The sequence below is a fragment of the Yersinia sp. 2542 StPb PI genome, assembly GCF_048593855.1.
Taxonomy (GTDB): Bacteria; Pseudomonadota; Gammaproteobacteria; order Enterobacterales; family Enterobacteriaceae; genus Yersinia; species Yersinia enterocolitica_E.
On the sequence record NZ_JAZGQA010000266.1, the window covers coordinates 1 to 4,493 of the forward strand.

A 4,493-nucleotide genomic window follows, 5' to 3' on the forward strand; every position below is an offset into this window, starting at 1 on the left:
CTAATTTCAGTGACGATTTCAGGCTGAAATCGCCACTTAATTGAAAAAATTACTGTGATAAATGTTTCTTCATTGTGTGCAAAATCAATCGATCAAGTTCTATCTGTAACTCTTTTGGCAAACGGCTAAACTCATAACTAAAAGCACGTCCCTTTATGCGTTTTCGGGCATACTTATCTTTTTCTTCGAAGTCCCACAATTTTTCAACAGCAGCAGTCTGCTTTTCAGGTTTAGCTAAAATCCCATCTAAAACATGTCGAAACGACTTTATTATTTCATTTTTAAGTTCATCTGAGACTAGCTCACTTGCATTAGAAATTGTTTTTATTTGTTTTCTTACCAAATCAACAAATGTCTCTAGTTCGAGGCTACGCAGCCGTAATTGTTCATCAATATCGAGCAAGAATTTATAATCTGGATAGGTTAGTTCATATTGAACAGGAAAAAGCTCTAACATCATATATGGTACCGATGCGGCCTGAATAGCTCGGGTAACTTTCGCGGGAGATAAGCGTTCAGATTGGGCTATCTCTTTCTGGTTCATGCCTGAATCACGGAGAAGTAAAAGCCTTAATCCAATCTCACGTAAATTATGTTCTTTTGCAGTTTGAATATCAGCGGCGAGTTTTCTCGCATCATCCATATCAATATCATCCTGAGTAACTAAGACATTGAGATCGACATGGCAAATCAATGCGGCAGCTCTGCGACGTGAACCGTCGAGAATTTCAATCTTTCCATCAATTATACGTCCAATTGCCGGGAAAAATTGTTGAAGACGAATGGTTCTGATAATGTCCTGAAGTGATTCCTCCGTGACACCCGCTTGATCTCTGCCATTTGTGGCCAGAGATACAAATGAACGTTCAGCAATATCCTCTGCCGGAATGGTTTCAAACATGAATACAGCTTTTTTCCCTGAGGAAAGAGTGAAAATTTGACGATAATTATCAGTTGATATATTGGACAAAGGAGAACCACTAAATGTCCGGCCGATGGTTGGGCGTTTTTTTGTCATGGGTTACCTCAGTTCATCCGAATAAATTCGATGCGATCGAATACAGCTTTAGCAAAATCTTCCGCTGCCGCACGAGCATTTTTTAATGCCTCACTACTACCAACATAGGTAGAGGGGTTGGCGGAAATAACCGTATCAAAAGATTCGCCACATCGTTCAAAACCATCAAGCCGTGGTAGGGCCACATCCAACATATCACCCCCAAATATCTCTTTGGCCAGGCTATGACAAAGCTTGTGGTCAGATTTATTCTGCAATTTAGACATAAATCCTATATTGCCCTGAAGGGGATACTTAGCCCCTGATTTTGCAATCATCTCAATGAGTTCAGGAAGACGAGTGAGATATTTTAGAGTGGAGTGGAAATCGACCTGAGCAGGGGGGATCGGAGTCATAAGCAAGTTAGATGCAGCAATGGCATTACTCAGGAAAGCATCGAGATGTGGGCCACTATCAATAAAGATAAAATCATAATCCTTGTTGATTTTATCAATAATGTTCTCTTTAAGAACGGTATAGATATTCTGGCCAGGCAAATGTTCGGTACACAGTTCTTTCCATTGCGATGCAATAAATGCATCTTCAATAGAAGCAGGGATAACATCAACGCCCGGCACAATAGAAGAAATGACAAATTCAGACAGAAGTTCTTCGCGGGTGACATTCTGTAGCATTGCCTGAGCAGAGGTTGTATCTACAGCCCCAATAGAACGAGAGTGATTTAGAAACATTGTAGCTGAAGATTGAGGATCAAGATCTATAACCAGAATTCTTAAATCTTCATAAAGTAGGTGAGGGTGGGCACGTAATCCATGAGCAAGTGAAACCGAACTTACTGTTTTCGATACACCACCTTTCAAATTACCAACAAAAATAGTGAAGGCTTCATCGTGGCGATCACGGTATTTAGGAACACCACGATGATGATATATATCTATAATATTTTGCAGTGACATTGCATATTTTATAGATGTTCCAGCCGGTTTCTTCAAAAACGTGTAACCTTGCTCTTCCATTTCGGTGACAGCATAGTCAACACTTGCACGTGTCAATTTAGGTAATTTGGCAACAGCAGCCTTGGCATAAGTCTGGAAATAAGTTGTTTCTTCCAGCTCTTCCTTTTGTTCCTTAATCTGTTTGGTCAGAAGAGTGAGCATATGTTCAGAGCGCTCGGCCACTCTATAGATTTGTTTAGTATTTACCGACACAAAAAACCTCAACATGTAGCATTTAAGTATATATACAATAATGCTACATATAGACGTTTATGTAAAATATTTACTTAAAGACAAGAGGATTTTTATCTTTAGTTTCAGATCCCCATTTCAGAATGAGTCCGTATACAAGAATGCCGATTGCGCTACGCGAAATCTGAGATATTCTTAAGGGATGAGGTCGCTACATCTTGATATAGAGCAGCATAAAAGGATTTTGATATAACGTTTCTGAAACTAGCGATATTGTTTGGTTTTGGGCCATGAGTAATCAGGGCATCTTTCAGTCCCTGTACTCAGGATGGAGTTCTATCTCCAGGTAATGTGACGATTTACGTCCTGTGATTGATTAAGAATACGAATTACAGTGATAGAAGACTCGGATGGAACGAAGAAAATCACATGCTTTTCAATAGGAAGAGAAAAAATATTTTCACCTAACTCAGATCGTTGTGTACCAATTTCATGTCTGGCCAAAATATCAAATATGTCAGAAAAGTGAGCGACATATTCATCCGCTTTGGCTAAGCCAAATTGTATCTGACCATAAAGCCAAATATTCTCCAAATCTTCAATTGCTTTCGGTGTCAGATTAATCTCTTTCATTCAGATTAACCCTTTTCTTTATTCGCTGCAAAAATACGTCTTTGTTCCAGGTTTCTGGCGTACCGCTACTAACACCTTCAGCCAATAAGTCCCGTAATGATTGTAAATGGGATTCGGCCTGCTTTTCACGCAATAAACGCAAAGCATCACGGAGCACTTCGCTTTGAGTTCTATAATCACCTGAGTTAACCAGCGAGTCTATGAAGTCGCGAAGTTCCTCACCAATATCTACTGTCATTGTTCTGGCCATAAACACCTCATGTAAGACATAATCTTACATTCATTATAAGTCTATCCATTTTAATGTGCCAGCTAGTTTTTTAATTCAAAGTAGCAATACAAAGATATACATGAATTTCATCCTACCCGAAATCTATGATATTTAGGTATACTCTAATGTCATAGTCTAAATTATGGCGATTTTCCCATTTGTCATTTTCATAGGACGATTGCACCAGTTTGCTGGCTTCGGGGACCTTTGTGCATATCACTTCTGACAGTTTTTGATCTGAAATCATATGCACGAAACGCAACTATACTTAATGTTCCTGTGCACGACCATAAGGGGTGGGTATGGCGGTCACAAAAACACGTATTGCAGAATCTGCCATCGGAGACTGACTGGGAGCTGGCACGCGTTAGGATGCAGAATATCGCCCCTCTGGCCTCTCTGACATCGTCGGTCATCAGGCCGTGGATGAGGCCGCCAGAGAACTCAATCTATCCCGGCGGCAAGTTTATGTTTTGAACCAACGAGTCCGGCGAGGAACGGCCTGATAACAGATTTGGCACCAGGACAATCGTCAGGAGGCAAAGGTAAGGTACGTTTATCAGAAAACGTCGAACGACTTATCCATAACCTGCTGCAAAGGCGTTTTTTGACTAAGCAAAAATGCAGTCTTTCCGCCTGCTACCGTGACATCGAGATGGCGTGTAAAATCCAAAAACTGCCTGTAACCGTATAACACGGTTGCCCTGCGTATTTCCCGACAAGATCCTGTGATCGTTTCGCGACGCCTGTGAAGGCGCAATGAATTTGTTATTTTTTAATATAAATCAATGATTTAAAATTAATCAATGTAAGCCTCTATTGGTTTATGTGACACTGGTTGTCCCAAATTGTATGGCCGATTGTGTTACAACCATTTCAAAGATTACAGGCAACAAAAAGATTCACCAATTAACTAGAGTGAGCCACTTCTATTAGGTTCCATACGATAGGTAAAACCCCATAGACTCCCCAAAATTGGAATTGCAGACATAGAGTTGACCGGTAAGGCAACTAGCCAAATGAAAGACCGTTTCCTGCTGCATTTACACGTAGTTAAAGGTTTGTGTGTATCTCAGTTTGTATCCCATCATAGCAGGCTAATTGCCTTATCGCAGCCCGACGATGTATCCCACTTGCTGGGGGAGGCCTATTGTCTACCCAATTTCGTTTGTTACACATAAAACATAATTTGAGTTTTTATTTGCCTGTAGTGGCGCTTATATTGTATTCATCCCAGAGAAGAAGGTTGGTATCGTGATGCTGGCTAATAAAAACCACCCTAATCCAGTCCGCGTGCAAGCCGTGTACGATACTCTTCAGGCATTGCGTTGAAATAATACCCTATTAAGTTTTTCATAGTTTCTTGATAACGTATATCGGAGCA

The 4,493-nt window shown here is 40.5% G+C and carries 4 protein-coding genes and 2 pseudogenes; 2 read left to right on the forward strand and 4 right to left on the reverse strand.

What is annotated here, in order from left to right:
* Window positions 1–49: 49 nt before the first annotated feature.
* From V1952_RS20200 to V1952_RS20215, 4 genes are all read right to left on the reverse strand, one after another.
* The gene (locus V1952_RS20200; protein ID WP_420073995.1) at window positions 50–1,018 is read right to left on the reverse strand and encodes a ParB family protein; all 969 of its coding nucleotides are present in this window, start codon (window positions 1,016–1,018) and stop codon (window positions 50–52) included.
* Window positions 1,019–1,026: 8 nt separating this feature from the next.
* Window positions 1,027–2,241, reverse strand: coding sequence for an AAA family ATPase (locus tag V1952_RS20205; protein WP_420073996.1), 1,215 nt, complete (start codon window positions 2,239–2,241; stop codon window positions 1,027–1,029).
* 300 nt (window positions 2,242–2,541) lie between these two features.
* Entirely contained in the window at window positions 2,542–2,838 is a 297-nt protein-coding gene (locus V1952_RS20210; RefSeq protein ID WP_420074044.1) for a type II toxin-antitoxin system RelE/ParE family toxin, read from the reverse strand.
* Window positions 2,825–3,088: a type II toxin-antitoxin system ParD family antitoxin gene (locus V1952_RS20215; protein ID WP_420074045.1), complete on the reverse strand. Its 264-nt coding sequence runs from the start codon at window positions 3,086–3,088 to the stop codon at window positions 2,825–2,827. The genes V1952_RS20210 and V1952_RS20215 overlap by 14 nt, the downstream gene beginning before the upstream one ends.
* Before the next feature lie 345 nt (window positions 3,089–3,433).
* On the opposite strand from V1952_RS20215, the pseudogene V1952_RS20220 reads away from it, so the two are divergent.
* Both V1952_RS20220 and V1952_RS20225 read left to right on the forward strand, forming a co-directional pair.
* Window positions 3,434–3,855 (forward strand): annotated as a pseudogene (locus V1952_RS20220) (transposase); the annotation flags it as partial.
* Between the two features lie 466 nt (window positions 3,856–4,321).
* A pseudogene (locus tag V1952_RS20225) lies at window positions 4,322–4,441 on the forward strand (class C beta-lactamase); the annotation flags it as partial.
* Window positions 4,442–4,493 lie beyond the last annotated feature (52 nt).

Bases quoted from the DNA above. Each gene is read 5' to 3' on its own strand.
- V1952_RS20205 (WP_420073996.1), bottom strand. From the start codon at position 2,241: ATGTTGAGGTTTTTTGTGTCGGTAAATACTAAACAAATCTATAGAGTG.
- V1952_RS20200 (WP_420073995.1), bottom strand. From the start codon at position 1,018: ATGACAAAAAAACGCCCAACCATCGGCCGGACATTTAGTGGTTCTCCT.
- V1952_RS20210 (WP_420074044.1), bottom strand. From the start codon at position 2,838: ATGAAAGAGATTAATCTGACACCGAAAGCAATTGAAGATTTGGAGAAT.
- V1952_RS20215 (WP_420074045.1), bottom strand. From the start codon at position 3,088: ATGGCCAGAACAATGACAGTAGATATTGGTGAGGAACTTCGCGACTTC.